Source organism: Lewinella sp. W8 (genome assembly GCF_004375085.3).
In the GTDB taxonomy this organism is placed as follows: Bacteria; Bacteroidota; Bacteroidia; order Chitinophagales; family Saprospiraceae; genus Neolewinella.
Genome location: NZ_SNAQ03000019.1, coordinates 35524 through 61239, shown reverse-complemented (window position 1 = coordinate 61239; position 25716 = coordinate 35524). Strand labels below are relative to the sequence as shown.

At 52.7% G+C, this 25716-nt stretch carries 36 protein-coding genes; 12 read left to right on the top strand and 24 right to left on the bottom strand.

The window, feature by feature from the left end; genetic code table 11:
* Nucleotides 1–48: 48 nt before the first annotated feature.
* From E1J53_RS18900 to E1J53_RS18825, 16 genes are all read right to left on the bottom strand, one after another.
* Nucleotides 49–345 (bottom strand): hypothetical protein, encoded by a 297-nt coding sequence (locus E1J53_RS18900; protein ID WP_216650079.1) that lies wholly within the window; start codon nucleotides 343–345, stop codon nucleotides 49–51.
* Nucleotides 346–637: 292 nt separating this feature from the next.
* Nucleotides 638–1009 (bottom strand): hypothetical protein, encoded by a 372-nt coding sequence (locus tag E1J53_RS18895; RefSeq protein WP_134274219.1) that lies wholly within the window; start codon nucleotides 1007–1009, stop codon nucleotides 638–640.
* A 13-nt stretch (nucleotides 1010–1022) separates the two neighbouring features.
* Nucleotides 1023–1532: a TIGR02594 family protein gene (locus tag E1J53_RS18890; RefSeq protein ID WP_134274220.1), complete on the bottom strand. Its 510-nt coding sequence runs from the start codon at nucleotides 1530–1532 to the stop codon at nucleotides 1023–1025.
* Complete coding sequence (locus tag E1J53_RS18885) at nucleotides 1529–2047, bottom strand: T9SS type A sorting domain-containing protein (protein WP_173021560.1); 519 nt, start codon at nucleotides 2045–2047, stop codon at nucleotides 1529–1531. Before E1J53_RS18885 ends, E1J53_RS18890 begins: the two co-directional genes overlap by 4 nt.
* An 8-nt stretch (nucleotides 2048–2055) precedes the next feature.
* The gene (locus E1J53_RS18880) at nucleotides 2056–5211 is read right to left on the bottom strand and encodes a hypothetical protein (RefSeq protein ID WP_134274222.1); all 3156 of its coding nucleotides are present in this window, start codon (nucleotides 5209–5211) and stop codon (nucleotides 2056–2058) included.
* 34 nt (nucleotides 5212–5245) lie between these two features.
* Nucleotides 5246–6076 carry a hypothetical protein gene (locus tag E1J53_RS18875; protein ID WP_134274223.1) on the bottom strand — a complete coding sequence of 277 codons (831 nt, stop codon included), beginning with the start codon at nucleotides 6074–6076 and terminating at the stop codon, nucleotides 5246–5248.
* Nucleotides 6066–7022 carry a hypothetical protein gene (locus E1J53_RS18870; RefSeq protein ID WP_134274224.1) on the bottom strand — a complete coding sequence of 319 codons (957 nt, stop codon included), beginning with the start codon at nucleotides 7020–7022 and terminating at the stop codon, nucleotides 6066–6068. Before E1J53_RS18870 ends, E1J53_RS18875 begins: the two co-directional genes overlap by 11 nt.
* A complete protein-coding gene (locus E1J53_RS18865) occupies nucleotides 7013–7912 on the bottom strand; it encodes a hypothetical protein (protein ID WP_134274225.1) in 900 nt (299 codons plus the stop codon). The genes E1J53_RS18870 and E1J53_RS18865 overlap by 10 nt, the downstream gene beginning before the upstream one ends.
* 9 nt (nucleotides 7913–7921) lie before the next feature.
* Nucleotides 7922–8398, bottom strand: coding sequence for a hypothetical protein (locus tag E1J53_RS18860; RefSeq protein ID WP_134274226.1), 477 nt, complete (start codon nucleotides 8396–8398; stop codon nucleotides 7922–7924).
* A 228-nt stretch (nucleotides 8399–8626) separates the two neighbouring features.
* Nucleotides 8627–9226 carry a hypothetical protein gene (locus E1J53_RS18855; RefSeq protein ID WP_134274227.1) on the bottom strand — a complete coding sequence of 200 codons (600 nt, stop codon included), beginning with the start codon at nucleotides 9224–9226 and terminating at the stop codon, nucleotides 8627–8629.
* Entirely contained in the window at nucleotides 9227–10309 is a 1083-nt protein-coding gene (locus E1J53_RS18850) for a hypothetical protein (RefSeq protein ID WP_134274228.1), read from the bottom strand. It lies immediately after the preceding gene.
* Between the two features lie 2 nt (nucleotides 10310–10311).
* A complete protein-coding gene (locus tag E1J53_RS18845) occupies nucleotides 10312–11379 on the bottom strand; it encodes a hypothetical protein (protein ID WP_173021559.1) in 1068 nt (355 codons plus the stop codon).
* 127 nt (nucleotides 11380–11506) lie between these two features.
* Nucleotides 11507–12436: a hypothetical protein gene (locus E1J53_RS18840; protein ID WP_134274230.1), complete on the bottom strand. Its 930-nt coding sequence runs from the start codon at nucleotides 12434–12436 to the stop codon at nucleotides 11507–11509.
* 13 nt (nucleotides 12437–12449) lie between these two features.
* Nucleotides 12450–12647, bottom strand: a complete 198-nt coding sequence (locus E1J53_RS18835) for a hypothetical protein (protein ID WP_134274231.1) — start codon at nucleotides 12645–12647, stop codon at nucleotides 12450–12452.
* Nucleotides 12647–13024, bottom strand: a complete 378-nt coding sequence (locus tag E1J53_RS18830) for a hypothetical protein (protein ID WP_134274232.1) — start codon at nucleotides 13022–13024, stop codon at nucleotides 12647–12649. The genes E1J53_RS18835 and E1J53_RS18830 overlap by 1 nt, the downstream gene beginning before the upstream one ends.
* A 72-nt stretch (nucleotides 13025–13096) precedes the next feature.
* Complete coding sequence (locus E1J53_RS18825; RefSeq protein ID WP_134274233.1) at nucleotides 13097–16027, bottom strand: hypothetical protein; 2931 nt, start codon at nucleotides 16025–16027, stop codon at nucleotides 13097–13099.
* A 473-nt stretch (nucleotides 16028–16500) separates the two neighbouring features.
* Between E1J53_RS18825 and E1J53_RS18820 the strand changes: the two genes are divergently transcribed.
* From E1J53_RS18820 to E1J53_RS18770, 11 genes are all read left to right on the top strand, one after another.
* Entirely contained in the window at nucleotides 16501–16824 is a 324-nt protein-coding gene (locus tag E1J53_RS18820) for a hypothetical protein (RefSeq protein ID WP_134274234.1), read from the top strand.
* A gap of 11 nt (nucleotides 16825–16835) precedes the next feature.
* Nucleotides 16836–17027, top strand: a complete 192-nt coding sequence (locus E1J53_RS18815; protein ID WP_134274235.1) for a hypothetical protein — start codon at nucleotides 16836–16838, stop codon at nucleotides 17025–17027.
* A 21-nt stretch (nucleotides 17028–17048) separates the two neighbouring features.
* Nucleotides 17049–17414, top strand: a complete 366-nt coding sequence (locus tag E1J53_RS18810; protein WP_134274236.1) for a hypothetical protein — start codon at nucleotides 17049–17051, stop codon at nucleotides 17412–17414.
* 22 nt (nucleotides 17415–17436) lie between these two features.
* Nucleotides 17437–18084, top strand: coding sequence for a DUF3560 domain-containing protein (locus E1J53_RS18805; protein ID WP_134274237.1), 648 nt, complete (start codon nucleotides 17437–17439; stop codon nucleotides 18082–18084).
* Nucleotides 18085–18137: 53 nt separating this feature from the next.
* Entirely contained in the window at nucleotides 18138–18461 is a 324-nt protein-coding gene (locus tag E1J53_RS18800; RefSeq protein ID WP_134274238.1) for a hypothetical protein, read from the top strand.
* A 101-nt stretch (nucleotides 18462–18562) separates the two neighbouring features.
* A complete protein-coding gene (locus tag E1J53_RS18795) occupies nucleotides 18563–19021 on the top strand; it encodes a hypothetical protein (RefSeq protein WP_134274239.1) in 459 nt (152 codons plus the stop codon).
* Nucleotides 19022–19341: 320 nt separating this feature from the next.
* On the top strand, nucleotides 19342–19707 hold the full coding sequence (locus E1J53_RS18790; RefSeq protein WP_134274240.1) for an ASCH domain-containing protein: 366 nt from the start codon (nucleotides 19342–19344) through the stop codon (nucleotides 19705–19707).
* Nucleotides 19708–19710: 3 nt separating this feature from the next.
* Nucleotides 19711–19995, top strand: a complete 285-nt coding sequence (locus E1J53_RS18785) for a hypothetical protein (protein WP_134274241.1) — start codon at nucleotides 19711–19713, stop codon at nucleotides 19993–19995.
* Between the two features lie 32 nt (nucleotides 19996–20027).
* On the top strand, nucleotides 20028–20363 hold the full coding sequence (locus E1J53_RS18780) for a hypothetical protein (RefSeq protein ID WP_134274242.1): 336 nt from the start codon (nucleotides 20028–20030) through the stop codon (nucleotides 20361–20363).
* A gap of 2 nt (nucleotides 20364–20365) precedes the next feature.
* Complete coding sequence (locus E1J53_RS18775) at nucleotides 20366–20821, top strand: hypothetical protein (RefSeq protein ID WP_134274243.1); 456 nt, start codon at nucleotides 20366–20368, stop codon at nucleotides 20819–20821.
* 7 nt (nucleotides 20822–20828) lie between these two features.
* Nucleotides 20829–21137 carry a hypothetical protein gene (locus tag E1J53_RS18770; protein WP_134274244.1) on the top strand — a complete coding sequence of 103 codons (309 nt, stop codon included), beginning with the start codon at nucleotides 20829–20831 and terminating at the stop codon, nucleotides 21135–21137.
* A 15-nt stretch (nucleotides 21138–21152) separates the two neighbouring features.
* On the opposite strand, the gene E1J53_RS18765 is transcribed toward E1J53_RS18770, so the two are convergent.
* Nucleotides 21153–21383, bottom strand: a complete 231-nt coding sequence (locus tag E1J53_RS18765; RefSeq protein WP_134274245.1) for a hypothetical protein — start codon at nucleotides 21381–21383, stop codon at nucleotides 21153–21155.
* A gap of 22 nt (nucleotides 21384–21405) precedes the next feature.
* Between E1J53_RS18765 and E1J53_RS18760 the strand changes: the two genes are divergently transcribed.
* On the top strand, nucleotides 21406–21618 hold the full coding sequence (locus E1J53_RS18760) for a hypothetical protein (protein WP_134274246.1): 213 nt from the start codon (nucleotides 21406–21408) through the stop codon (nucleotides 21616–21618).
* A 281-nt stretch (nucleotides 21619–21899) separates the two neighbouring features.
* Here the strand turns inward: E1J53_RS18760 and E1J53_RS18755 are convergent, their stop codons facing one another.
* From E1J53_RS18755 to E1J53_RS18725, 7 genes are all read right to left on the bottom strand, one after another.
* Nucleotides 21900–22211 (bottom strand): hypothetical protein, encoded by a 312-nt coding sequence (locus E1J53_RS18755; RefSeq protein ID WP_134274247.1) that lies wholly within the window; start codon nucleotides 22209–22211, stop codon nucleotides 21900–21902.
* A 250-nt stretch (nucleotides 22212–22461) separates the two neighbouring features.
* A complete protein-coding gene (locus E1J53_RS18750) occupies nucleotides 22462–23019 on the bottom strand; it encodes a hypothetical protein (protein ID WP_134274248.1) in 558 nt (185 codons plus the stop codon).
* A complete protein-coding gene (locus E1J53_RS18745) occupies nucleotides 23007–23342 on the bottom strand; it encodes a hypothetical protein (RefSeq protein ID WP_134274249.1) in 336 nt (111 codons plus the stop codon). Before E1J53_RS18745 ends, E1J53_RS18750 begins: the two co-directional genes overlap by 13 nt.
* On the bottom strand, nucleotides 23318–23914 hold the full coding sequence (locus tag E1J53_RS18740) for a hypothetical protein (RefSeq protein WP_134274250.1): 597 nt from the start codon (nucleotides 23912–23914) through the stop codon (nucleotides 23318–23320). The genes E1J53_RS18745 and E1J53_RS18740 overlap by 25 nt, the downstream gene beginning before the upstream one ends.
* A gap of 10 nt (nucleotides 23915–23924) precedes the next feature.
* Nucleotides 23925–24218 carry a hypothetical protein gene (locus tag E1J53_RS18735; protein ID WP_145913046.1) on the bottom strand — a complete coding sequence of 98 codons (294 nt, stop codon included), beginning with the start codon at nucleotides 24216–24218 and terminating at the stop codon, nucleotides 23925–23927.
* A 4-nt stretch (nucleotides 24219–24222) separates the two neighbouring features.
* A complete protein-coding gene (locus E1J53_RS18730) occupies nucleotides 24223–24636 on the bottom strand; it encodes a hypothetical protein (RefSeq protein WP_145913045.1) in 414 nt (137 codons plus the stop codon).
* Between the two features lie 44 nt (nucleotides 24637–24680).
* Nucleotides 24681–25607: a hypothetical protein gene (locus E1J53_RS18725; RefSeq protein WP_134274253.1), complete on the bottom strand. Its 927-nt coding sequence runs from the start codon at nucleotides 25605–25607 to the stop codon at nucleotides 24681–24683.
* Nucleotides 25608–25716: the final 109 nt, after the last annotated feature.

Below are 25716 nucleotides of genomic sequence, written 5' to 3'. Positions count from 1 at the left end.
AGGGCTGACCGAAAGCAACGGCAGACGCCAAGAAGAAAAGCGCGAAGATTAGTTGTTTAACTGTGCTGTTTGGTTTTGTTCAACGATGCCAAGCTCCTTTCTTTTCTTCTGAAGGGATGCCATTAGGTTATAGAATGTCTTTTCCGTGATTTCTCCGTCGGCGTAATCCTTGCGGTACTTCCGTTCCTCTCTGTTGAGCTTTCTTGTGGCCTTCCTGATCCGCCGGTCTTCCCGCTGCTTGCGGCGACGCTGCCGCCCCTCTTCGGTGGGCAATACAAAGTGGATCATTGCCAGGGCCTCGTTGATTGTGGCAAGAGCCTTGAGTATGTTGTCTGGCGGGGTCATGGAGCTAAACCTCTTCTAAATGATTGTTAATAAGGAGTGCTTCAGAGAACACAGAAACGACGGACATTAAATCGTATTCATCATTGTCGCTGACTTGGTCGACTCCACCGGCAGACCTGAAGCAATGCCGGTAAATGTCGTCTTCAACCTCTTCGGGCTTCTGCTCCCCATGGAGGCCGACACAACAAAGCGAACCGTTAGGAAGAGCCACGCCGTTTTCGTCGGTCGCAATTACGTTTGAGAGTGGCTTGCAATTAGTCCCTTTGGGGCAGGTCTCAGAACAGATCATAACTTATTGTTTGCCCGGGGTTAGCTGAATAGAACTGATCGGGGTTACTTGGGATGCGTCATTGATCCAAACCTCAGTCTCGAAAACGTTCTTAGGTTTCGGTCTGGCCCATTCTTTTACAACTACACTTTGCACTTCTTCTACCTGGATGGATTTGACCCGGTTATCGCTTTGAAGTAGCTCGATGTGGCGCAAATAATCCTCTTCGGTTTCAAACCTTATTGAAAGGGTGTCCGAAACTATTTCCATACAGTTAACCGCATGGACAAAGTGCGGAGTCTTGTAATCTTGGGTTACTGGATCAAATACTCGCTCCGTGGGACAATCCACAGATATTCCAAAAGAGATAATCCAGGTAATGATGAAGTATTTCATGGAGCTTTTCGTTTTACGGAATGATGTTTGGCTCAAATTCAGGCGCGGGGCGGAGCCGCCGAAAGCCCAATAGCCGGTTGGCGGAATAGGCGGAAACCGTGATGGAGTTTGCCTGATTCCCCCCGAGGGTGAAAATCTTGTCCCCTATCCGGTTGCAGTAGAACCCAACGTGGCCTTGCCAACTGTTCTTTGATCCCCTCCAGTAGACAACAATGTCCCCGGGCAAAGGAGTTTCTACCGGGTCGCCTACGGTAAGCCAGGAGCGGGCCGTCCCCGGGGCTTTGTGGCCCGTCTGAAGTGGATTCTCGCCGCAGACATTGATTGCGATTAGGTGAGTAAAGCAAGAGCACCACGCGATTGTACTGTCGTCACGCCAGCCCGGGAACAAGGTGTGAATAGCGTTGAGGATAACCTCGTTGCTCTTCGGGCCGACCTCCTCCGTATTGCCGATGTAGCTCAACGCATTGTAGAGCAAGTCCGGGTTAATGAATCCCCCCTTTACTGTGTTTGCTTGTGCGGTCATTGCTTGATGATGATAGTCTTGTAATTCTTTCGCCGGAGCAAATAGTTTCCTGCTGGTAGGCCTGAAAGATCAATTGATTTGCTCCGCTGCATGACTAGCCGGCCACTCATAGAGTAAACCGTCCACCTTCCGCCGCAATCGGAATAGAGGGGCCCGAAAGTAGGATTTGGGTAGACGTGATCGTCGCAAGGAGGCGGAGGCGTGACGTTGAATTCGCCTTCTGGCGGGCAAGTCAGAAAGGGGCCGGTTCCAATGTCCTGGATAAAGTATTCGCCGTACTGAAGCACATAATTTCGAATCGCCCGGGGGAAGAGGTCTATCCGAACGCAGGGCGTTGAGGAGTTCCAATCGGCAATCAATTGATTATTGATGCTCAGGTATTGAAGGTCAAGTGTGTCTCCTGATTCCGACACAACAAGAACAGTACCTCCCGCGGGGAAGTCGTCAATAGTGATCTGCCCCCGGTGCTGTCCTTGAGCGGCCGCGAAAACAAAAAGCAGTATGGTGGCAAGCATGGTCCTCATTACTCGGTAATTGGGTCTGTCAAATACCTCCACTCATCGCCTCTCAGGTCCATTATGTAGACTCCCAGTTCGGGGTTTGGCGTGTCCATCCTGAACATCAATGCACTAACATTGAATCTTTGATTTCTGAAAAATTGAACTCTACTGCCATTGGCCTCTGTTCCGGCGTAATCGGTTATTTTCCTTTGGACGGTGAAGTTCTTTCCGAAATCAAGCGTTTTTATTTGCCACAACTCTGTACCATTTGGAAACACAAAGGATGCCTCACCATTGGCCGTATCGTGAACATCCATCCCCATATAGGAAAATGATCTTAATGCAGCAGGGGGATTATTTATATTGTCGAATATGTCAACATCGCTTACTTGATTGTAATTCACATCATATACGCGAAGGCGGGCCCTAGTGGCCAAAGTGGAGGGGTCAGGGTTGTATAAGTAGTATATCCACATGTACCCATCTGAAACTTGGAATTGCTTTGCCGAAACTACGTCCTCCGTTTCAGCGGCATCGCCAACAATTAGGCAGTTGTCATTAAGCTCCGTAATAGATATTGCCCCTCCAGTATCTACGTTTTTTGACCATCCTCCAGTCTGTCCGTTTATCCACCAAGTCCAGTTTCCATACGTGATATTATCGGACGTGAAAAGAGCGTGAGAATTAGGGTATTCTGACACGTTCCCGTTTCGATGTCTTACGATGATTGATAGTCCCCCTTTGACCTGGGCCGTAAACAGGTAGCACCAATTGTTTGCGGGCAAAGAGACAATATGCGGACCTGAGGCAGTAGTTGATCCAATAGCGGTATCGTCAAAGTTTTTCCAAGTAACTCCGTTGTCAGTAGACCGCCAACAACTCATATACTCGTGATCGGATCGCATATAAACCACTACATCCCCGTTTGGCATCACGTTGGGATACAGGTAGCTGCCTCGGTTACTAAAGGGACTACCGGAAACTGCGCTCCACGAACTAATGTCCTCTGGGTTCGTGCTTCTGCGGATATGAATTGGGCTGTTATTGGCGAATCCGGCGGTTCCAAGTAATTGCTCTTGAAAAAGCAGAATATGGCCGTCATTGGCGACCACAATTGCAGGAACGGCGTGATCGTCAGTTGCTCCTGAACGAGGAATACCCCAAGCCACTTCGGGACCAAACTCTTTCTTCTCGTGGTCATAATAGCTCACGTAGGCCTCGACATTTGTCTCCCTCGCCCAAGCAAAATATGTCCTGTGGTGGCTCCCTATATAGGTATAGGCGTGGTTTTGAGTTTCTACCGGGTTTTCTGGATGTACGTTTTGGAATGTTGCAAATCCTTCTCGGGCTTGAGTTACATAATTGGGGATGAAAATAACTTTTGTCCATGCACTTCCGTCGTACTCGTATTTTGCCACACCGTTGTCAAAATAAACCGCTGCTGTTGACCCATTTACGGCGGAAGGCTGCGTCCAATTGGACAAGGGACTGTCGGGGTCATAATCTCCTGTTGCAGTAATATAATTTTGATTGCCATCCGCCGCCCCGCCGCCGGAAGGAAGCGTTACGGTATTTCCTCCGCTAATTGAAAGCTGGTCGCCGGAAATAGACAAAGTTTGTGTTGACCCACTACTTATTGTAATGGGCTGGAGAACGCCCCCAGACCAGCCTAAAACTTGGCCGTTCGTTCCGGCTATGCCAGAATTGTAGTTCCACAATCCTAGATTGCCGGTAAAATTGGCGCGGAGCGCTAATACTTCAGTTTGGCCCGTAGGGAATCCTGCGGTAACACTCATAATCAAATCGTTGCCCGACATGGACTGATATTTCAGGCTACCCGAGTTTCCGGCGTCATACTTGAGTCCTTCAATGGATACGGCTGCATCATCGGCCCCGGGCGATGAACTTCCAACATACCCCTGCAACCTAAATGCCGGACGGCTTGAATAGGTGAATCCACGAAAGAACAACCCTCCGTCAGAACTGTAAGATTGACCAATAGAACCTATCGCTCCATTTCCATGAAGCGTTCCCCATAATCCTGAGAACGCGGTATTATTTAAGGCAATCCCGGGTCGATCATTGAAGTTTGATCCTGATACGCTTATTTGCAGGGGTTGAGCGGGAGCGGTCGTACCTATACCAACTCTGGTGACATCTGACGACCCTATCAATGACCCTGTTCGCTCCCATGGAATTGAAACGGAATTGCCGTTAAGTATGGAAAGTGTCCGACCAGAAAGGCTGAGGGTTTGGCTATCAGTTCCTCCCCCACCACTCGGCAACGTCACCGTATTTCCGTTGCTGATGCTGAGGTCTTGCCCGTTGATGCTTAGAACTTGTAACTCATTAGCGGGGTTGGAGTCGCCATCAATTGTCCCGTCCTGAATTACCGAAAGATCGACGGTGTTCCCGTCTTCGATGCTCAGGTCCGTTCCGTTGAGGGATAAAGTTTGATCGTCGGTAATGTCCCCTGCTGGAGTGTAATCTTCCCAGGTGGTTGCTCCTGTCCCGTCGGTGACACGTACCCGGCCGTTTGCACTTACCCCCGGTCCGGCAGTCGGCATGGCGATATATGGCGAGCCCGTAAGGGTCGCACTAAATTGCATCCCGGTACTTGTGAAACTTAATGTATGCCCAAAGGGGGCCGAATTGCCTTGAAAAAACATACTCCCCGGTCGGTAGCGGGTAGTATTAAGGCCGTCATTAAATACAAACTCCCCGTTCACATAATTCCCCAAGGAATCTACCGTGAAGAAAAAAGCCGCTTGCTCCCCTCCTGCTGCGGTGTAAACAGGCCCCGAGGTAAACGAATTGCTGTTTTGCTGCCTTCCGATGGAGAAACGCCCGTAGGCGTCCGCATCAGGGTTGAGCGGGAAGGCCCACCAACCTGTACTTTCAACGGTATCGATACCACCTTTTAGAATACCGTTACCGTCTGCTGCGGCTCCCCCGACGTCAAATCCTTCCCAATCTGCGCCCGGGGGCGTCGTGGTGGTTGACGCGGTAGCACGATAAAGCAGACCGTCCGAAGTCTTGACAACATCCCCAATGACATACAGGGTGCCGGGGGCGTGAAACTCTACGGGAAGTTTCTCTAACTGGTGCAGCCGGATTTTTTGCGCTGGCAGCATCAGCGACAAAAACAAGAGCAGGACGAAAAGAATTAGGGCACGCATGGGCCGTTGTTTGGTATCAGTAAGTGAAAATCAATTAGCGGGGGAAGCGGTAGCCGATCACTTCGCCGTCAGCCAAAGCGGGCTGTCCTGTGCTGGGCTGCAACGTGGTTCCGTTGATGTAGAAATACTCGTTCCCGTCGGTGGTGCTGGCCCTGTAAACCACTCCGTTCCTGGTGAAGTGCCAATCCGTTCCGGTCAGGTCTGGAGTTGCGGGAAGGGTGACGGTAGACGCCCCACCGGTGATACTTACTTCATCGTTGTAGTAGTCCCCGATGACCGAGAATGTGCCGCCCCCGTTACTCAGGGTGACATCGTTGTCGTTGGCCGGTCGGCTGGCGATATTCAATTCGTTGGAGGCGTCGGCGTCGGCGTCATTCACTTCGTCGGTAAAGCTGCCTCCGCCGTCGCTCAGGGTGACGGTGCTCCCCGCCTTGCTGATCGTCTGCAATTCGTTGGCGGGGTCGGCGTCGGCATCGTTGGCGTTCGTAATGAATCCCGCGTCGTTGTTAAATTCCGAAGTATTGAGGTTGGCAGAGTTTACGCCCAAAGGAGTACCGGCCGTACCATCTCCGCTCAGGGTGTTATCGGACTGCACCACGTCGGCACCCCAGCCGTCGCCGCTGGCGTTAATGTCCCCCTGGAGTTCCGCAAGGGCCCCCTGGACATCCGTAGCACTTACTCCGGTAATCGGATCAATCGGGACCAAAGCGGCGTCCAGCTCTACCGGCGTGTTCTGTCCGCCCTGGCCGATCAAAATAGATCCATTAGGGAGGGTAAGCAACTGGTGATACCGGATGAACTGAGCGTCCGCCGAAAAGGAGAGTAAGAGGGCGAAAAGCAACGCCCCGAAAAACTTAGTTTTCATAAAGCAAAATTTTGATTTCTTCGCCCGCGTCGAGGGGCTGTAAGTTGATGGTGAAAGTGGTTCCTGAAAGCGTGACATTTTTACCGCTTCCAATGGATAGACCAACCCCGTTCCGGTTGAAGACCATGGGCTTGGTATTGTCAATCTGGAATGGTATTACTACCGTGCTTTCCCCGCCGGTCGCCGTGTAGGTGATCTGCCGAAGGCCGTTTGCGAGGATTTCCGTTTCTACGTGCTGACGGGTTGCAATGGTGGCTGTATTCACCCCAAGGGTGGCCCCCGGGGTTCCGTCGCCGGTGAGTGTGGCGTCTGTGTCTACCGTCTGAGCCCCCCAATCGTCGCCGCCACCGCCGCCCCCTCCCCCGGTCAAGAAGAGCCACTTCCCGAGGTCGGCATCGTAAAAGGCAGCAATCGTAGAGTCTGCTTTAATCAGGATGTGCCCTTCGGCGGGCTCCATGATTGTTGCCGTGTCCGCCAAGGTGGTGATCTGGTCGACTTGCCCCCCGGCGGTTTGCGCTGTTCTCCGGAAGTTATGTACCAGGATAAGCGACTGGAGGTAGGATGTGATTTCGCCGTTATTGTCTGGAAGCGGGGGGATTAGCTTGTTTCCCATTGGTCGCCACACCACCCCTCTTCCCACCGGGAGAACCGGGACGGATTCCAGGCTTTCCAAAGTCACGCTTACTTCGAAGAAGGTCGAGCCCGAAATGACGGCCACCCGATACATCCGTCCGGCTGCATCGAGGAACAGGTCGTCGGTCTGTACTTGGGTAGGGTTGTACCCGGTGTTGAAAATGTCGTTCCAATCCCCCAACGCACCAGCGAACAGGGCCCCGCCCTGAGCCGTGAAATTGCGGGCAGTCCCGATAGCTGCTTCTGACTCCTCCCGTTGCGCGAAAACGGAAACCGGAAGCAATAGCAATATGATTGCGACGATTATCCGCATGGGGAAATAGCGATTTTGAAGCCGTTCCCAAGACCGGCAATGTTGTTGTAGGAATACTGCACTTGGCCGGCTGATACGCCGACCTGACTCATTGCGATATTGTATTCATTTGAGGTTCCGATAACTATTCCCGATGAACGTTCAATTACCCGGTCTGCGCCGAAGTGATTCCGGCCGTTGGAGCTTGCTATCGTTAATGCGAAATTGTTGCCGCTGGTGGCTCCTGAACCCGTCGGTGCATCAATGAAAACCGAAACGATCCGGCAGTCTGCGGGCTCGTTGATAATCATATTCCCCTGACTACCCCCGATAGTAGGTGCTGCCGTCCCTTCGTAGCCGACAATGGCCGTAGCCCCGTCTCCTGAAAGGTTTACTGAGCTTCGCCCACCGCCTCCGCCGGAGGAAGTAGAAGGGGAAAGCTCTTTGTATGCTCCCTGTCCATTTGCATCCCAGCGGTATATCTTCTCTGTATCTGCCGCAATGTAGATTACTCCGGTATCTCCCGCGGGAAAATCCCCCAAGGAGTTGTAAATCTTGATCGGAGAACCAAAAGAAGGATGAAGGGAAATAGTGTAGGGGTCTGCGGTAGTCCCGGAGCCGTTTACCTCGATTTGCGAAGCCGTCCCTTGTACTTTCGTTTCTGATCCGTCGGGCGCACCGAAAGCAAGGTCTAAAATGTAAGGATCGGCGGTCGTGCCGCTGCCGGTAACATTTATCTTGCCCTGCACTCCTTCGACCACCGTTTCGGAACCGTCGATACCAAGTGCGGCGACCAATGCCGCAAAGCTGATCTTCTTAGCGTCGACCAAAAAGAAAGACTTGCCGGTCGGGTCTGTAACCGCCTCGAAAGTCGCTGGGTCAATAATGTTGATCGGTCCGCTGTAAGACATGGCGTTGGTTTAGGGTCTGCCCCAAATGTTGTTTTCATCGGCCCCGAATACGTAGGCCATTCCTGAAGTCTGGTAGCCCAAAACGTCCTCTAGTCCGGTCGGGCCGTCACCGACTGAGCTTCCCCCGTCGGCTCCGATAATTTTCGAGGCAAGCGAGGCCTCAACTTCGTTTCCCCGGTAGGGGTCTCCTTCTGCCCTCCATCGGAGGATGAAGTCTATTTTTTCGACTCCTCCAGCGTCGGAGGAAAGCGGCAAATCTGCGTCGGTGGATGAAGGAGCGATCCCATAAGGACCGCCGACCATTCTTCCGGAAATTGTCGCGTACCAAAAGCGAAATCCGTTTAGGCCATTCTGAAAGCGGTGCGCTAACTCGTAGTTGTCGTCCGTCACGTCGATCACTTCGGCCGTGAGGGTGTAGGACCGGCGGGTAACGTTGCGCCCGCGAAGGCGTATGTTGCTCCCGTCGGTCTTCTCGGGAACTGACACTCCGCCAACTACGACAAGGTGGCGTATTCCGCCGGCTGCTGAGTTGTCAGCGATAGACCTCCAGGCGGACAAGCTGCGCCAATCTGAAGGCGGGTCGGCAAGGCGCGGGACAAGGAAAATATCCGAGACCTGAGACCTAGAACCGGCCCTATCGCTAAGGCAGTAAGGATTTTCCGAAAGCTCCGGAAAGTCGCTCGTTCTAAGTCTCAGGTATTGGTTCACCCCGGATTAGTTGAAGGGGTTGTTCTCGGCCCGCTCCAGGCTTACCCGGTTGGTCTCGATTTCTGCCCGCAGGATGATCTGCTCGAAGTCGTCAGGACCGGCACCAAGTGGCATCTGCACCACGACGTTCTTGAGCTTCACCCCGCCACTCTTGCCGAAGAACTTGGTCTCCGTGCCCAGGTAGGCGGTAAAGTTGGTCGGGGAACACTCCATGGCCCGCCAGAAAGCCCGGTTCTCGGTAGCGACGTTCTGGATGGTAAACTCCAGGTTCGTTACCGTCCGCTGCGGAATCTGCATATCGTAGGGGCCCGGGACGAAAGTGGTCTCCTTTTCGCTCAGGCTACCAATCCCCCGGAATCGGCGGGACTTCGTGTTGTCAATGGCGGTGTTGTCAATGGAGTCCGCGGTGTAGGCGATGGTGGCCCCTTCGCCCGTCCAGGAAGCCCCAAAGGGGTCCGTTGCGCCCTCGGGAACGATCACCAAGTCGCCAATTTGGGACTTGAGAAGTTCGGGTACACAGTCGGGATTTTCGACGGCGGCAGGAAAGGTAATTCCAGTCGTGCAAGCGTTTCCGCATACCGTCGTGAATTCGTTTAGGAAGGACATTTAGTTTAATGATTTTACGGTAGACTGAATTACTTTCCTCCTGCATCCCAGGCAGTCCAGAGCGGTGGCCGGGACGTTGGCCCCGATCCATTCCACCATTTCGCCGTAGCTCTTCCGGTAGGAAGACCTGAGCCGGTAGATACCTTCTTGCCCGAGCAGGGTGTAAGCATTGATTTTTGAGGAGTGCAGTACGGTATTTGCCAGATTGATTGCACCGGCGTACCTGATTGCCTGACCAATGGCGTCTTGCAAGTCGTATTCTCCGATTTGCTTCGTCTCGCAAAGCCAGCCGGTTACATCGCAAGTCGTGAACCCCTCCAGGGAAAGCCCCATGGCGTAGGAACTGCTGCCGATGCAATCGAATTCGGATGTTGCCTTCGCTGCTGAAGAGTTGAACCCCTTTGCCGAAAAGTGCTTTTCGTGCTCGGGGACGAACCCGCAGCAAGTGATTTCATTTTTCGAGGGGTTGGCACCATCGGAGCGGAAAATCCGGTAGACGATGTAAGGCTCTCCGACCATTGCCCGGGAAAACCAAGGCAATACAATTTGACCTGAAGACAAGTCGGTCTTGTGAGGCTGACCGGCAACTGAGTTAGTGACCTCGATAGTCTTGGTCGTGAACGTTGGGTCGTTACTCCAGACTGTCAAGGAAAAGTCACCAGCGGAAGGGAAAAGGGTGTAGACAGCGTCCAGGACAAAACTTTGCCCCTTGCGAAGAGGGAAGCGAAGCTCAAGTCCTGCGGCATCCATTCCGGAAGGAAGCACATAGGTAGACTTTACCTTCTTGCGCCCTACTGATCCGTTGAACTGGTTTGCGGCGTGGTAGCGTTTGCGAGTTGCCCGGGCAACATCAAGAACAAACTGTCGGGCTCCCTCAGAGCGGGCGGCTTTCAGTTTGTCGATAATGTTGCCCGGGTCGTTGCAATCAATGGAAGCAGTCACTCGGTCCAACAACGGGAAGCCTCCTACCTCGTCGGTAAGAGTCATTCCCGTCACGCTTTCGGAAGGATCAAATCCTTCTTCAGCGTTCAAGCACTCGCAAGCACTTGCGGTGAGGCCGACCAATTGCTCCAGGCACTCCATGATTATGCGGCGTCCTCTTTGCGGATGGCCATGGCTCCCGTAATGGAAGCGGTAGGCGCGACGGCGGAGTCGACCGGGTTGTTCATGCCGACGGGACCAATGTCGAGCACTCCGACCAGGGAGACGTTCATCAGGATTTTTTCGACCTCGGCACCACGGCTGTTCCGGCTGTCACAGGTGTACTCCATTTCGACATGGTAGCGCACCGGGCGAAGCTGGCCGTCGTAGTTCCAACGCCATACCGGATCGTCTACGAAGTAGCGGACGCGGTTGGGGTTGGCGCGGCTCGGGGTAGGCACGTTGGGGAACTCTACCTCGTTGTGGAAAATGAAGTTGCTGGGATTGACCAGGAACGTGGAAGGAGCACCGATGAAGGCGTCCAGGGTCCGACGGTCGTGGAAAATCCGGGCGTCTCCGAAGACGGCACCTTGATCCCGCTCGTTGTCGTTCAGACGCTTGTAGCGGGCCAACTCTCCGTTGTGGTAGAGGTTGTTACCGTCGATGATGAGGTATTCCTCCGGGAAAAGGTTGTTGACGGCCAGGGAGTCCATGCGGAGCAGAAGCTCGAAGTCCCACTTGTTCTCGTCAACCCGGAGACGGTTACCGCCGGCAGCGGACGCGGCGAAGGTGGCGTCACCTCCCCATTGATCGGCTTGGGCGTTCGTATCGAACAGCGTGTAATACTTCTTCTGCGCCTTCTTACGGATGTCAGCCATACACTTCAGGAGGCCTACGGCGGTCTCTTCGGTGACGGTTGAAGCATTGGCACACTTGGGGCCCTTAATGACGTGGGTGGCGAGGTCGAGGCGGGAAATGTCGAAAGTCTTCTTCCGGGTTCCGCCTTCTACTCCGTCGACAAGGTCACAGCCTTGAGTAACGGGGTTCACGTCGGTCGCGTTGGTGTGGCGTCCGATTTCGTAGAACCATGCGTCAATAGACACACAGGAGCCCCCCTGGTAGGTTTGGGCGAGTTCGCTCACGTTTTGACGGGCCGTGAGCGCGGCCAGGGCAGGAACGGGAAAATTCCGCTCGGCAAGCCCCGCGTGTTCTCCGGTCAAGATGGTGTCCATCCGGGCGAGAACATTGGGTAAATCTGATGCGGTAAAAGCCATTTTGTTGGTATCAGTTAGAATGAAGATTCCAGCCCGAAGCGGATCACTTCAGGGGAGGAATAGGTTCTTACCGGACTGTTACCTGTTAGCTTTCTTGCTGTTGTTGGGCCGACCACGCTTCCGCCATTTCGCGGCGTTTAGTCAGGTCGGAAGTTTTGCTCCGGGCGTCCATGTAGGCCTCAGCATTTTCGAAGTAATACTTCGCCCCTGCTACCGGCTTGCCATTCTTAGGCTTCGGCGTTGATTTTGCACCCTTGGGGAATTCGGATTCTCCGAAGGGGTTGCGACTTCTTACGAGGTCTACCAACGTCATTTTCTGCATGGTCTCCGGGTGGTACATGGCGTTACCTTCCTTGTCTACCGGGTAGAGCTTCCCGTCTTCTGCCTCAGCTACCTCCTCAACCCCGATAAGGTTGCGAAGGAGATTGCGGCGACGCTCAGAAAGGGACTTATCCCCGTCAACGTCAACGGAAAAACTGAACTTACTGGCTATTTGGTCGATAGCGGCGGCAAGCTGGGAAGAGCGGTTCTTATGGATCAACTCTTGAAGTTTGGACTTGTAGCCCTCTTCGAGTTGAGCTAATTTCTGCTCTAAAGTTTGGGTGGCGGTCTTTACTTTGGAAGCCACTCTTTCGCGGACGTCTTCGCGCTCCAGTAGCTTTTCCAACGTGAGCCCTTCCCCTTCGATCTTCTTCGCTCCGGCTGATAGCTTTTCGCGTTCAGAATTCCAGGCGGTTGCGAGGGCTTCGATAAGCTGCGATTCCTGGAGTGAAGGATCAAGGTCGTAACCGTTCCCGAGCTTTTCCCGGACAAGGTTTTCCAACTCCCGGGCCTTGGTTTTCACACCCCGGCCAAGTTGTTGTTTCCCAACGGACTTGATGTGCTCGACAAGGACACCTTTGACCTTCTCGACCGCATCTTCAGATAACCGTCCGTCTTCACCCTTTAGGCCGGTGATAAATTGCCCAGGGTCTGTTGTGGTGAGGCCGACCACCGCCTCGATAAGTTCCTCCATTGTATAGGGGATGTTATTCTTTGTCTCCCGTCTTTTCGAGAGTCTTCTTTACTGATTCGGGGGGCTTGGGGTTCTTGTCAGGTAAAGCCTCGTAGCGATACTTTCCCCGGGTGTTCACGTCCTCCTGGTGCGCCTCCTTCTGCTTCTCCGTCAAAGGAGCCCCAACGGGCTTGCCTGTCGACTTCTGGATAGGCTGGTATTTGGTCGCCATTACTTAGCGGTTTTCTTGGCCCGCCCCCGCGTAGTCTTGGCAGCGGGTTTGGCTTCCTCCTGGACCTCCTCGGTTTCCTCAGCGGCGGGAGCTTCGGCTTCTTCTTCTACCTCCTGGACTTCCTCGACGGGCTCCGGCTCCTGACTCTTCGCGGCAGTCTTTTTGGTGCCGGTCTTCTTAGGAGCCGTCTTCACCGTCTTCGGGGCCTCAACAGGAGCGTTTACCTTCTCCCAATCTTCAGCCAGGCCACGCGCAGCCACACGGTCAGAAATGACAGAATACAGCGGTTCACCGTCGGCGTCCTTTTTGGACTTGCTGCGGTACAGACTATGCCCGGGCTTTACTTGGAGTTTTTTGAAGGCTTCCGCGTCGGTCATTTCGTTAAGTTTTGGCTACGGTAATAGTATCGGTTCGCAAGCTAAATTCCAGAATAATAGGAATAAAGTCTTTTAGTAAAAAGTCGAAATAATTGTAGTTGTCCGCCGCGTTTTCGTCTCAGTCCTCCGCACGATCCGGCCGTCCGGGAGCACCTGTTCTGAAGTGTTGGCTCCGACGGCGTCAACGACCTTTCCGACGTTCTTGCTGACGATTTCCTCAAGCTGCCCGTAGTCCCGGGAGCTTGACTTCCCGGCCGTCACGGAAGAGACTTGGGGTACGGACGTGTCCCGCCCGAGAAGACGCAAGGCCTCAAGGTCCGTCATGTTGTCCATGGCCCCGGTATTCATTGCCTCCAATGCGGGCTGATACTTCCGGGTGCTGTCCACGTTGGTCACGAATTCTCCGCCCTGGATTTCATACCATCGGTCAAACTGATCCTTTAATTTGATACCTCCCTGGCGGTGGCTTGGTCCTTCCTGGTAGCCGTACTCCAGATTAAAGCCTTTCTCAAAGGTGGGAATGTCGGCGGTCGCTGCCGCTGCCGCTGCCTTGTATCTGGTGAACAGGCTGAAAGCGGTAGCCAGGGCCCCGGCAGCGATCACGATACCGATAAGACCTTTGCTTGCCTCCGCTGCAATCAATTGGGACGCAGCCACGGCGAGGGCACTTGCCTGGGTTGCCGCGTCAACGATCAACTGCTGACGTGCGGCCCTCTTCTCAAGCTCTGCCCGTTCTTTGAGTGCTTTGTCCCGGGCGGCGGTCTCTTGAGCCAATTGCTCTTCGTATACCTCCACATTGTTGGAAAAGCCCTCCTCCCGGCGTTGTAGTTGTTCTTCGAGTAGGCCCTCGGTCTCTGAAATTTGATCCTCCAGTTCTTCGAGTAGCCGGTCGTACTCCGCTATTTGTCGGTCAATATTTGCCGCAATTCCTTCGGCCACATTGTTGAAAATCCCGCTGATCTGCTGCCCTAAAAGTTTGAGGGTTTGCTCGTCAATGTTGAGTGCATTGATGATCCCTTGCTTGATCCTTTCTAGCGGGGAAAGGTCGGTATCTCCAATGGCTTCGATCTGCTGGTCGAGTTGCTGAATCTGAAGGCGGAGTAATTCGAGTTGTGCGCTGTCTGCTGCCGGGTCACTAGCAAGGATTTCGAGCTTCTTTTCCAGGAAGTCCCGCTCAATGCCCAATTTCTCCCGGGCCTTGAATTGCTCCAAGGACAATTCCTTTTCTCCGCTTTCTTCGAGTAGGTCAATCCGGGCGTTGGCAAGTTGCCGCTGTAAGTCGTTGGACTCAATCAGTTCTTGCCGGCGGCGTTCCGCTCCCCCGATCACGGCGTCGGTAGCGGCTTGCTCTGCATCCTGGATTTGCAAGTCGATCCGGAGCACTTCCAGGCTGTCCGGGCCGAACTCTTCCTCCGTGATCTTGCGAAGCTCCCGGAGAGAATCCCGCTGGAGTTGCGCCCGCTGTTGCGCCTTGAATTCCGCGAGGGAAAGCTCTTCGTCTCCGGAGATAGTGAGCAAATCGATTTCGGCCTCCGCCCGCTCCCGGGCCGCGTCAATAGCGTCCTGCTGCTCCTCAAAGCGGAGCTTCTGTAATTCCCGGTTGGCTTTGGCTTCCGCCTCCAGGCGCAAGTTGATAAAGGCCTCTTCCAAATTGAATTGCTCACCGGCTTGCTTGAATACCTCCCGCGTGACCTTTTCCAGTTCGTTGATCCGGACGGCTGCGAGTCTCCGGTCCCGCTCAATTGCCTGTTCGCCGGTGAAGTCTCCTTCCTGAGCTTCCCGAAGTTGCTCCAGTACGTTTTCCCGGGCTTCGTTGACCGCTTGCTCCAGGCGAAGGGCCTCCTCCTGTTGCTTCTTGTACTCCTCAAAGGCGGCTTTCCGGATGCCCCGGATGTTGTCCTCGTTGGCGAATTGCTCTGCGGCCAAAGCGTCCTCCAGGTCGATCAATTCCTTGACAAGCTCCGCTACCTCCTCCCGGGTGGCGTCGGTTGCCCGGGTGTTGGCAAAGGTCGCGTTGAGCCCAACCCCGAATTGCTTAATGGCGTCTATCTGCGCCAAGGTGCTTTCCGTCACTTCGGTCGTCCCGTTCAATGCTGCGGCCACCCCTTGACGCCTCAGCCGGATTTCCTCTTCGAGTCCGCCTATAACAATGTCGGCCCGCTCCCGCTCTGCGGCAATTTGATTGCGGACCCCTTTCGTTCCATCCCCAGCGATTCGCTCCAATTCCCTGAGCCGGGTAGAGTAGGCGGCCTGCGTGACTTCCAGGTCTCGAAGCTGACGATCAACGGCCCTAAGCTCCCGGGCCAATTGTGCCGCTGCCTGGGCTTCCTTCACGATTTCGGCAGTAACTCCTGACGTGGCTTCTCCGAACCGCTCCAGGGTAGTGATAACCCCGGCTTTCCCGCGAACAAAATCAAACAACGCCTCCCCGACAGCCGCAACCCGGTCGAGCAAAACGTCTAGGGTGGCACTAAGGGCGGCTCCAGCGTCCGCGAAGGCGTCCGCGATCCGCTGAGACCGACGGGAGGCAGCAATGAAGATGGAAAGGGCAGCAACAACCGCAACGATAGCCACACCGATAAGCCCCAACGACAAGTTGAGGGCAAGCATGACCTTGCGGACATTCCCCGCAGCAACGCCCGCCTGGGTGAGTCCCTGACGAAACGAGGCCGATCCGGAACGCGCCAAAGAAATTGCCTCCTGGTATTGGCCGACCTCCACGCCTAATATCCTGAAGCTCTTCACCTGATCCGCAATAGACGCCTTCACCCCCTGCAAAGACCTGTTCCACCTTTTCGCCTGAGTTTCCGCCCTTGCCGTTTCTCTGACGTTCTTTTTCGCCTCTTCATTGTAGGAACGAATTGCCCCCCGAGCTTCGTCGAACGCTTTCGTAGCCTTATCCCGAACCCCGTCTAACAAATTATTGACCCTGTCCAGTTCATCCGCAGACGAAGCCAGCCCCGTATTGTCCGTGACAAATTTTACTACCTCTTCAATAATCATTCCGCAATTTATCCGCAATAAACCGCTGGAATACAGTCTTTTGGTCAACAAGCAATTGTCACAGAAAAGTAAAATAGATTTCTAAAATTCTAAAAACATTCCGAAAAGATTGCATAAAATAGAATTTAGCCCTACATTTGTAAGGCAATCAAATAAGACACGCTATGTTGGCAAATGGATATGTGCTCAAATGGAAACAAGGTGGAGAGCAAATGTGCTCCGACTATCTTTCTAGGAAGTCATTCGAAAACTGGTGGCAAAAATGGTCGCAAGACTTTTCCGCCCAAATGACTGAAGTGGAATTTTTCTGCTTCGAGGAAGGAAAGGTTATGTACCACTCCCGCGTATATACGCAAGCATTTTACAATGGACCGACTAGGCAGGTTTTTAGTTTTGGCGATTACAGACCAGGATTGAGAAACCAAAATTTGGTCTGTAACTGGTAGGCCTTTAATCAATCAATCCCCTTAGCAATGAAACTCAGCAAAAAAACTCAATCCCTTTTAGATGCAAACAATTTGTACCTGACGTGTGGAGGAGGCTTTCGCAAGACCTACTATCTGGAGGATCGAGACGTATTAACAGGCTTTCGCACAACCCACCACGTTCGCCGCAAAGAGGTTGGTCCCGAAGACTTTAAAAGCTGGCACCCCCACGCCTGTCTTACTGGTGTTTACAACGAATTTGGGCACGAAAGATGTGTAACCGCTTACCCTACATGGAAGTCTGCTCAGGTATGGAACGCAAAACAGGTCGAAAGACTCGCAAAGGCGAAAGCAAACAAATGCAATCAATAAAAATAAAAATCATGCACCGACATACTGTTTACCCCACCCCCGAGGCCGCTAAAGCGGTAGCCGACCAAATCAACGCGGACGAAAAGTTAGCGTATGAAGATAGTCCCGAAGAGGCCTGGAGCTACAAGGTCCGTTCCAACGAAAAAGGCAAGTCTATCATCGAAGCATACGATGAAGACGGATTCTGCATGGGGCCCATTTAATCACAAAATCAATCCTTAGCAATGGACTACCTACTTTTTCTATCTGGAAAGGAATTTGACCAAGGTTCGCTTGGCGATCACCTGAGATACCTAAAGAACATTGGCGGAACTCCCGACTTCTGGAGAGGAGCGAACGAAGGACAACTTCATCTTCTCAAAGAAGACGGCAAGAGATTCGCGGAAGCAAATATCCAAGGCGTAACAATAACGAACGAAGATTTTGAAGTCGTTTGGACTTACGAGCCCAAGGCTTACGTCGACTACCTTTCCAAAGATCACGACTTCCGCGAAGTCCGGAAGTATTTCGGTTCCCTGGAGGAAGGCGAAGCCTGGGCCAAAGACAACCTGAGCAACTACAATATGGACATGGTGAAGATCATGCCCTAACTAAATCAATCAATCCTTAGCAATGAATACTTACAAAAAATACTGTCCTAACGTCTTCGTTGCTCTTTGTGAAGAGCAACACGAAAAAGGCGAAGAGATCATCGTCACGACCAAGTACGGCAAAGAAAACGAGTGCATCGTCCACAACTTCCTGGGCAAAACGAGAGACGACAAATTCCTCTATTCCATCACCCGGGCCGACGGATTCGATTCGCGGGAACGCGCCCGCCGAAAGGCTGAACGACTGAACAACGCCGCCGGCAATGCCAACGCCAAATCAACTGAACGTTGGAAGGCGGCTCAGGAGGGAGCGGACTTCCTGGTGTTGGCCGAACCGATCAAAGTAGGACACCACTCAGAAAAACGCCACCGTGCTTTGATCGAGCGGAATCACAAACGCATGGCGAAGTCTGTCGAATACACCAAGCAAGCCGAAGAGTACGCTTCCCGGGCAGAGTATTGGGAAAGCCTTACCGATAAGATTGATTTGTCGATGCCTGAGAGCCTGGAGTATTTCGCCTACAAACTGGAGGAGGCCGAAAAGGAACACGCCAGGATCAAGGCTACCCCGAAGCGTGAACGCCGACATAGCTTTTCCCTAACGTATGCCAACAATCACAAAAAGGAAATGGCGAAGAAGCTGGAGACCGCTAAAAAACTGTGGGCCTAAGACTCAGCAAAACAACGGGCGGGGCGAAAGCTCCGCCCTCAAAATGAAAAATAATGACCTGTAACTACTGCAAAGAAGATTTCGACCCCAAACAAGTTGCCCGAGCCTACGGCAAAGAATCGGCGGTCTTAGCAACTGGCACTTGCTCCGCTGCTTGCTACACCAAGAAGAGCACCAACAAACGCCTGGAGTACGTGGTCGGTGAATATCCCGGCGGCTTCCTCCTGGAAGTATTCGAAGGTGGCAAATGGACAGACGAAGGCGTCTACATCACGTCTTTTCACGCCCACAATGGAGCCCGAGAGTTAGCCAAGGAACGCGGACTAATTGCCGTCGACCTGGACAAAACCAATAGCGATAACCCTGAGAAACAATAATTATGCGTGGAATGTATAGCGGCAAGGAACCATGCCAAGGCTGCAACAGGTTGGGGGCAGAAGCCCCAAGACGGAGAAAAAACCTTCTTTGTCCTGATTGCATGAAAACGATGGAAAAGGGTAAATCCGTCCAGGTTGTCGAGGCTATGGAATACGTTTCGTTTCGTATGACTTGGTACTTCTTCCACAACGACGAATTGGACCGATTTGTGCGTTCGCTTTTCAGGTCTGTACACAATCCGAACGCTAAAAGTATTCGCCACGAAAAAGACTTTAATGGATCGGCCCTTACCTCTGATGATTGGTTTGTCGTTCCGGGAAAAGTGTATTACGCTGTCCGGGATTTTGCCTTCAACATCCGAGACAAAATCAAGTCCCTTGAGCAAAGAGAAGCCGAAATACAGCCATCCATTGATAAGGCTGTTCGGGAGCAGTATGACAAAATCTACAACGAGGGGATAGAGCGCGGCCGGAACCTTTTGGTGTCTCTAGCTCTGGATGATATATCTATGTCTGACTTGACCGGACAAAAGAAAGAGCCCTACACCCCTCAAAACTGAAAACACCATGGAGACTATAAAAAACTTCCTGGTCGCTGCCTTAATCTTTGTAGGATTATACCTCGCAGCGGATCACTTCTTCTACGTCAATTCATTTTCGGACAAAATCTACTCCAGGTCGAAAGTGAAGTCGCATTGCGACTACGATCTTTCTCAGACTCCGTACCGGATAGGGGCTTTAAACAATGGGAAGCTGGTCTTAATGCGTGGCAAATGGGAGGTTTACACCGCTGCCGACAATCGCGTCGTAAGCACGGACACCTGTTATCTGAAGATGCGGGCTTACTTCTTTTGGCAAAACAGCGTAAAGGAATAGCCCAATGAATGACACCATCTTCCTGCCGATCAAAAAAGAGTTTTTTGATATGATTTTGGCCGGGATCAAAAAGGATGAATATCGGGCCCTAAATCAGCGGTACATCAAGCGATTCACCGGAAGAGATTTGCTGGGATTTACAGTAATCCCCGGCAAGGATTACAACCGATTCAAGAAGAAGACGGTCACGTTTATAAACGGATATGGCTGGCACCGTCCTTGGTTCGTTATCCAGTTGAAAGCAATTAAGATCAAGACTCCGAACCCTGATTGGTGCCCGCCTGGGACTGAAGGGCCTTGGTTCGCTTTAGAACTCGGAGAGGTACTGGAAAAGCACAACATTAATACCCCGCAAGGGGATAAAGAATAAGTGATGCCTACAAAATACAAACTATACTATGCCACAAATGGCGGCGAATATGGAGAAGAATTTTACTCCAAGGCAGACCTAATGAAGCACAACTACGCAGAAGAAGGTGAAGATGTAGACCTTTTTGAGTGTGCGGGCTTCATGTTGGATCGGTTCAACCGAAAGGCCGAATATTCAAAAAAGCGCCATTGTTACAAGCTGGAAAAAGTTACCGTTCGGGTTTTAGGGTCGTACCCTTTTTACGGCCTTAACGTATCGGAAGCCATGTGCGAGCCTGAGTTTAAATAACCGCCCCGCCCCGGCGGATAAAGAAACCAACGATGAATGATTTACTGGACTACGACGAATACTACAACGACAACGAGCAACGGGCTTATGACCACGGAGAAGAAGTCGGTCTCCGCAAAGGATTTATCGCAGGATCAATTTTTCAGGCTGTGATAGTTTCCGCGATATGGTGTATCGTTATTGCCTTCCTCCTTTCCGGCTGCGCCCCTCAAAAGGAGATAGTGTACACGGACCTCAACCACAACGGATTTCGCGCCAAATGGTCGTTCACGCGCAAGGTTCTGCGGGCCCACGACGTCACCCCCGGGGAAGAGGTCTCCCCTGAAATGCTTTCTTTGCTAATTGTGGAATCACTCAAAAAGAAATAGTTATGAACTGGAATTATAGCGAACCGCCCAAAGACCGTGTCATATTGCGGTGGCATTGTCTATTCAATTGCCCTGTGGCTGTTTTCTGGAGGGAGGGGATAGTCAATGACTTGCCATGGATCACGGCAACCAAAAATCATTCCTGGCCTGAAGAGGCCTTCCTTCCCGGGGTGTGGATGGAGAACCTGAGCAAGCCAATCGACGGATACACATACGTCAAAGCAATGCCCCTCGAAACGTGGAAGCGGAAGGTCCGCTGCCTCAAAAATCTCGTAAAGGACCGCCAAAAGACCGAACTTATCACGGTGCGGGAACTGGCTAAAATCCTGAACATCCCGCAAGGGGCAGTATTAGTGCTCTGTGAAGATGCGGAGTATATTGTAAACAACGGCTTTCGGGTCAGTAGTGGCCACGGTGAATTAGATTACCAGGGCGATTGGACCGTCGAAACAAACTAATAACACCATGAGCAAGAAACAGCAAACCTACCGGCTCCCGCCGGAGACCCACGCGAAGATTGTGGACATGGCAAAGTCCCGGGGCGTGTCTCAGGCTGCAATCCTGGCTGAAGTCGTAGCGAAAGCACACGAAGACTTTGATCCGGGGTTAGACTGCTTCGTCACTATTGTAAATGCGGCGAGGCATGGGCTCATAGCCTTGGACCATAAGGCGTCAAGAAAAGAAGAAGAACTCGTCAAACTTTTCGCAATCTTCATCCGGCTATCTTCCGACACGGAAACCTGGGAAGAGGCCGCTCAAAAGGGGTTGATCTAACTTCCGATAAACAATTTAACGTGTACGCTCGGTTAATAAATGATTGGCTAAATAACCTCCCGGAAGAAACTCACGAAGAGTATCTTCAAAACCTGGAATGGTATAAAGGGGCGGTTGATCGAACGCCAAATCATTTCTTGAAATTCCATCTTGACGACGCCGTGAAAAAAGAGAATTTTGAGTTGGCGGAGTACATAAAGGGAACAGCCAAAAAAAGAGGGGTTGACCTGGAAGAAACTTCTTCAAATAACCTGGATAATCGAACGCAATGAAGAAATACTACTTTATCACTTATTCAGCGATAAACAAAGCAAGTGGGGCAAGGGATATTTGGAATGACTTCACCGATTTGTCCCCCGCGGATTACTGGCTGAAGATTCAGAAAGAAGGCGAGGACGATCCGGATTTTCACAACTTCGTCCTTCACTCAGCAATCGAAGTCACCGAAGAAGAGTATTTATCTTGCAAGGACCACGTTTGACGGTCCAAAATTATGCGCTGCGGTGGCACAGTTGACACGAACGGCCTGAGCAAGCATAGCAGTTTCTCCCTTACGCTTACGGGGAGCTGACGTGCTGCCGCAGTCGCATATTTATTCCAACTGTCAAGCAATCCTTGACGGTTCACAAACAGCAAAAAAAATGAAAGATAAACTCCAGAAAGCCCATGGCGGTTTGCTTGCCGCGTCGCTATTTTCTACAATAGCATTGGACTTCAATTACCCCGGCACTATTTGGCCCTGGGTTCCGCTAATTTGCTTTATTATTTATTCTTCCTGGCCGCGTTAATCCGGTATCGGTTCTCTTCCATCAAGAGGTATTGCCCGGACCACTTTTCGAGGATGGTATCGACTCCGGAGAACTCCCGGGCCATTTGGTCTATTTTGGAGGAAAGTTCTCGGAGCTTGGCACTTCCCTGGGCTTCGGAAAGCTCCCCGGACTCCATGGCGTCGAAGGTCTTGTAAATCTCCGCATTGGCGAGGAGAAATTCCGTTCGGACGTCTGGAGCTTCAGGAGCGGGAGAGGAGCAGGAAAAGGCGAGAGAGAGGAGGAAAGCAAGGGCAAGGAATCGCATTACTAAGGATTTGTTTACCCTGAAACGCGGAACTGCTACCTTTTGGTTGACTTCGTCTTTTGTTTTGCTTTTGCGGCCCTGTCCTGAGCCTCGAAGAGCAGCGCGTAAAAGTCCCATACCGGAAGGTCCATGGCTTCGGTAGACGTGAAGTTGGTGAAGCCGGCCACTATCTCGATACTTCTCAGGACGTTTTGCCGACGTTCCACCCATTGATCCACGGCAACGGGCTTGCCTACTCCGTCGACGTTCTTTATTTCCCAGCGGTAGCGGCCCGGAGAGTCTTTTCCTCTTCCAGTAGTCTTTTTTGGGTCTGCCGGAAGTCTGTCGCAAACTCTTCCGACAATCCTCCGGCTATGGCGAAAAAAGACACATGGGAATATCCTTCAGCAGCCCAATCGGAAATGTAGGCGTTTGCCCGGTCTTGGTCGTAGTCCCGTATGTCGTCGCCTTCCTTGAGACAAATAAGGGTGCAAATGTGTAGGCTCAGGTGGTAGCGGTCCTGGCTCTTCCGGACGATGTTGTCGAGGTAGGTTTGCAGCCGCCGGAAGACATAGAGCTTGACCTCCGGGTCCGGCATGGGCATGATTTCTTTTTGGGTCTCCACCATGTATTGCCGGATAGACTCGAAAGAATCAAACCCTGAGTAAAGTAAGTCCAGGAGGTTGGCAATGATCGACCACCGGGAAATACCGATTTTGTCGACTGGAATCCAACGGTAGGTATTTCCGTTGGCGGTGAATGTGTCTCCCTCGGGGAGCGGCTTTGCCTCCCTCAGCGGGGAGAACTCGTTTGGTTTTACGTTGTCCATCCTTCAATAATTCTTACGGCCGTCATTGCCAGGGGAACTACTGCGATTTCCTCAACTGATCCGAAGAAGAAGAAATGCCAAAGGGCATAAAGCAAGCTAGTAGCTCCCGCAATGCAAAACGGGCAAAATGTGTACTTGTAAATGATCCACCGAAAGGGTGGTAAATCGTCAGGGTCCGGCGGGTGTTCGTGACCGTGAACGATCTTGTTGATGATCTTTCCCCAAAACCCGAGTAATTCGTCCGGCTCAACCACCTGGGAGTAGGCGTAAGCAGCCGAAGCGAAGACCAGGGCTTCGGTTAGGTGGGTGCTGAGAACTTCCATTCCTGGACACATTCTATCGGGGCTCCCACGGCAAGCGGGGAGACGCAGTTTTGAGAGAATAGGTAATCGACGTCGAAGTCAACGGCCCCGAAGTCGAAGGGGTACAACATCAGGGCGTCCGCGTCCGGCCCGTAGTCGTAGCGGGAGAAAACGGACATATCCGAAGTCAATACCGAGAAATTGGAGTACATATACCGGCCACCGGCATTGTCTGGACCGTCTCCGCTCAGGGCGGCGATAATGTCCCGGGCAGCGATTCCAGCGTAACCGACGATGTTATCAATGTGGACGCCCATCTTCGGGAGGTTGAGCCAAAACACCAACCGGACTCGGCCACGGAACTGGAAATTCCCGTAGGTCTGCCCGGTGACTTCAGCCATGGGCCGCAAGACCTCCATGTAGGTAAGGTTCAGGTAGCGTTCGTCGGGGACAAGCTCCAGGTAGCCGTTTTGCTGGTAGCACTCTGAATCGGATATGCCTTGCCGGATAGGGTAGGTCCGATAAATCGGAACATCCTGAGCCCCTTGCAACGGGATTTTAACCGGGCGGGAAATGCCGCCGTATCGCTCCACCCAAGGGATTTCAGTTATTCTTTGGGCTGCGGCTGATAATGCCAATTCTATCATTCTTCAATAATTTTAAGACTTCCGGGAATTGTGCAAGGACGCTGAAGCACTCCCCGTTTTTGAGGTAGACGGAAGTTCCGTTTATCAGGGAGCCGCCGTATTTGACCCGGCATCGATAAGCGGCGGAGACTTCGGCTAAATCAATCACGCAGTCGACCATTTGGTCTTCCCGGTCGGGAACCGTGTCGCACAGTTCTGCTTGCCTTTCCTTGTCGGGGTCTTCCTCGTAGGTGATAATCTTGGTTATCAATAAGCTACTGTTCATTCATCAGCTTTTGGAAGCGTTCACGACGCCGGTTAGCGAAATCTTTGAGAACGAGGGACCGCTCTTGCTCCGAAGACCTGAGAATGTTCCCCCGCTTGCGGACAGCCCCAGCAAACTTCACCTGATTGGAAGGGGAGTCAGACCGGATAGATACCGTGACGCTGTCGTCGTCTTTGGCCTTGACGAACACCCCGACGGACTTCCAGGCCTCCCCGGTGCGGGTAAAGTCGAAGTATTCATCCTGGTAGCCCAAGTCCCGCCGGCCACGCTCTGCGTAATCGTCGGTGTATGGCGGGAAGTCCTTGCCCTGGTAATCTTCCCCGCGGCGTTGAACTCTCGCCTTCACCAAGGCGGAAAGGTTGAAGCCGGAGGCGATAGCATCGTCAACCAAAGTTTTTCTCATTTCCGCCCTGGCCTTGCGGAGTTGTGCGGCCCTTTCTTTCATTGTCATTGCTTCGGCTGTCCTGGTTTGACGAAAATGTTATTGACGAACGAAAGGGTTCCGTTGACGGTAAGCGGATCGCCGCCTTCGGAGTGGTCGAACTCCACTTCTGAGACTGAGAATTGAATCCCGTCGACTATCCGGGTAATCAGTACGTGATCGTGGTCCCTGATAACCTCGAGGACGGGGACGTAGTGATCTGGAAGGCCTACGCAAACTAGTTGCTGCCGGGGCTTCACGACGCTTGCCCGCTGCCGGATTTCGCCTTTCTTCGTTTGGTCCACCACTTCGGAGCGGTCAATCTGCGGGGCCCCGAAGGTTCCCCGGAGTAGGAGTTTCTGCCGGAAGCCGGTCGAGAAGGTGACTCCGAATCGATTGTCGTTGCTCCAGTATTCTATCCGATACAGGTCGGAAGAGGGAGGGGGTGCGGCACTTCCCGGGACTTCGGCAAAGTAGGGTGTCCCGCCCATCTGGAAGTAATTGACAAACCGCTGGTGCGTGTAGACGGGGGAGACGGCCCGGTATCGCAAGGGGACTACGTCTTGCGAGTAGGTGCCGGTGTTCACGGTGTAGCTGGCTGAACTGCTGACCAAGTCCCAAGTCTCCGTTGTGGGGTTGAACGCTTCCCATGACTGAGAAGAGACTCCGGCGGAGAGGAAGGCGGTCGCCTGGATAGCCGCCCCGTTCATGGTAAACTGAATGTTGGCCGCGTCCGGGGATTCCACAAGCTCAAACCAATCGGAGTAGTAATTCTTCCCGTCCAGGTTCAACACGAACTGATAAAAGCCCGGTTCTGCCTGGGGGAAGTTTTGCCCGCCAAACGTCACCTGATAAGTCGCCCCCAAATTGATGAAGTTGAAGTAACCGGACTCCAGGAAGAGCACGACCCGGCCGTCGTCTTTCATCAGGAAGCCCTTAATCGTTGCCGCCATAGGAGCCGGGAACGTCGCCTGAAGGGACGGAATTTCATTTACCGGACACGCGAGAGCCTGACCGAAGTTCCGGTATCTGCTTTGCTCCTCCGGACGCTCGAAGAGGGGC

Bases quoted from the DNA above. Each gene is read 5' to 3' on its own strand.
- E1J53_RS18900 (WP_216650079.1), bottom strand. From the start codon at position 345: ATGACCCCGCCAGACAACATACTCAAGGCTCTTGCCACAATCAACGAG.
- E1J53_RS18895 (WP_134274219.1), bottom strand. From the start codon at position 1,009: ATGAAATACTTCATCATTACCTGGATTATCTCTTTTGGAATATCTGTG.
- E1J53_RS18890 (WP_134274220.1), bottom strand. From the start codon at position 1,532: ATGACCGCACAAGCAAACACAGTAAAGGGGGGATTCATTAACCCGGAC.
- E1J53_RS18885 (WP_173021560.1), bottom strand. From the start codon at position 2,047: ATGCTTGCCACCATACTGCTTTTTGTTTTCGCGGCCGCTCAAGGACAG.
- E1J53_RS18880 (WP_134274222.1), bottom strand. From the start codon at position 5,211: ATGCGTGCCCTAATTCTTTTCGTCCTGCTCTTGTTTTTGTCGCTGATG.
- E1J53_RS18875 (WP_134274223.1), bottom strand. From the start codon at position 6,076: ATGAAAACTAAGTTTTTCGGGGCGTTGCTTTTCGCCCTCTTACTCTCC.
- E1J53_RS18870 (WP_134274224.1), bottom strand. From the start codon at position 7,022: ATGCGGATAATCGTCGCAATCATATTGCTATTGCTTCCGGTTTCCGTT.
- E1J53_RS18865 (WP_134274225.1), bottom strand. From the start codon at position 7,912: ATGTCTTACAGCGGACCGATCAACATTATTGACCCAGCGACTTTCGAG.
- E1J53_RS18855 (WP_134274227.1), bottom strand. From the start codon at position 9,226: ATGTCCTTCCTAAACGAATTCACGACGGTATGCGGAAACGCTTGCACG.
- E1J53_RS18850 (WP_134274228.1), bottom strand. From the start codon at position 10,309: ATGGAGTGCCTGGAGCAATTGGTCGGCCTCACCGCAAGTGCTTGCGAG.
- E1J53_RS18845 (WP_173021559.1), bottom strand. From the start codon at position 11,379: ATGGACACCATCTTGACCGGAGAACACGCGGGGCTTGCCGAGCGGAAT.
- E1J53_RS18840 (WP_134274230.1), bottom strand. From the start codon at position 12,436: ATGGAGGAACTTATCGAGGCGGTGGTCGGCCTCACCACAACAGACCCT.
- E1J53_RS18835 (WP_134274231.1), bottom strand. From the start codon at position 12,647: ATGGCGACCAAATACCAGCCTATCCAGAAGTCGACAGGCAAGCCCGTT.
- E1J53_RS18830 (WP_134274232.1), bottom strand. From the start codon at position 13,024: ATGACCGACGCGGAAGCCTTCAAAAAACTCCAAGTAAAGCCCGGGCAT.
- E1J53_RS18825 (WP_134274233.1), bottom strand. From the start codon at position 16,027: ATGATTATTGAAGAGGTAGTAAAATTTGTCACGGACAATACGGGGCTG.
- E1J53_RS18820 (WP_134274234.1), top strand. From the start codon at position 16,501: ATGAAACTCAGCAAAAAAACTCAATCCCTTTTAGATGCAAACAATTTG.
- E1J53_RS18815 (WP_134274235.1), top strand. From the start codon at position 16,836: ATGCACCGACATACTGTTTACCCCACCCCCGAGGCCGCTAAAGCGGTA.
- E1J53_RS18810 (WP_134274236.1), top strand. From the start codon at position 17,049: ATGGACTACCTACTTTTTCTATCTGGAAAGGAATTTGACCAAGGTTCG.
- E1J53_RS18805 (WP_134274237.1), top strand. From the start codon at position 17,437: ATGAATACTTACAAAAAATACTGTCCTAACGTCTTCGTTGCTCTTTGT.
- E1J53_RS18800 (WP_134274238.1), top strand. From the start codon at position 18,138: ATGACCTGTAACTACTGCAAAGAAGATTTCGACCCCAAACAAGTTGCC.
- E1J53_RS18795 (WP_134274239.1), top strand. From the start codon at position 18,563: ATGAAAACGATGGAAAAGGGTAAATCCGTCCAGGTTGTCGAGGCTATG.
- E1J53_RS18790 (WP_134274240.1), top strand. From the start codon at position 19,342: ATGAATGACACCATCTTCCTGCCGATCAAAAAAGAGTTTTTTGATATG.
- E1J53_RS18785 (WP_134274241.1), top strand. From the start codon at position 19,711: ATGCCTACAAAATACAAACTATACTATGCCACAAATGGCGGCGAATAT.
- E1J53_RS18780 (WP_134274242.1), top strand. From the start codon at position 20,028: ATGAATGATTTACTGGACTACGACGAATACTACAACGACAACGAGCAA.
- E1J53_RS18775 (WP_134274243.1), top strand. From the start codon at position 20,366: ATGAACTGGAATTATAGCGAACCGCCCAAAGACCGTGTCATATTGCGG.
- E1J53_RS18770 (WP_134274244.1), top strand. From the start codon at position 20,829: ATGAGCAAGAAACAGCAAACCTACCGGCTCCCGCCGGAGACCCACGCG.
- E1J53_RS18760 (WP_134274246.1), top strand. From the start codon at position 21,406: ATGAAGAAATACTACTTTATCACTTATTCAGCGATAAACAAAGCAAGT.
- E1J53_RS18755 (WP_134274247.1), bottom strand. From the start codon at position 22,211: ATGCGATTCCTTGCCCTTGCTTTCCTCCTCTCTCTCGCCTTTTCCTGC.
- E1J53_RS18750 (WP_134274248.1), bottom strand. From the start codon at position 23,019: ATGGACAACGTAAAACCAAACGAGTTCTCCCCGCTGAGGGAGGCAAAG.
- E1J53_RS18745 (WP_134274249.1), bottom strand. From the start codon at position 23,342: ATGGAAGTTCTCAGCACCCACCTAACCGAAGCCCTGGTCTTCGCTTCG.
- E1J53_RS18730 (WP_145913045.1), bottom strand. From the start codon at position 24,636: ATGAGAAAAACTTTGGTTGACGATGCTATCGCCTCCGGCTTCAACCTT.
- E1J53_RS18725 (WP_134274253.1), bottom strand. From the start codon at position 25,607: ATGGCGGCAACGATTAAGGGCTTCCTGATGAAAGACGACGGCCGGGTC.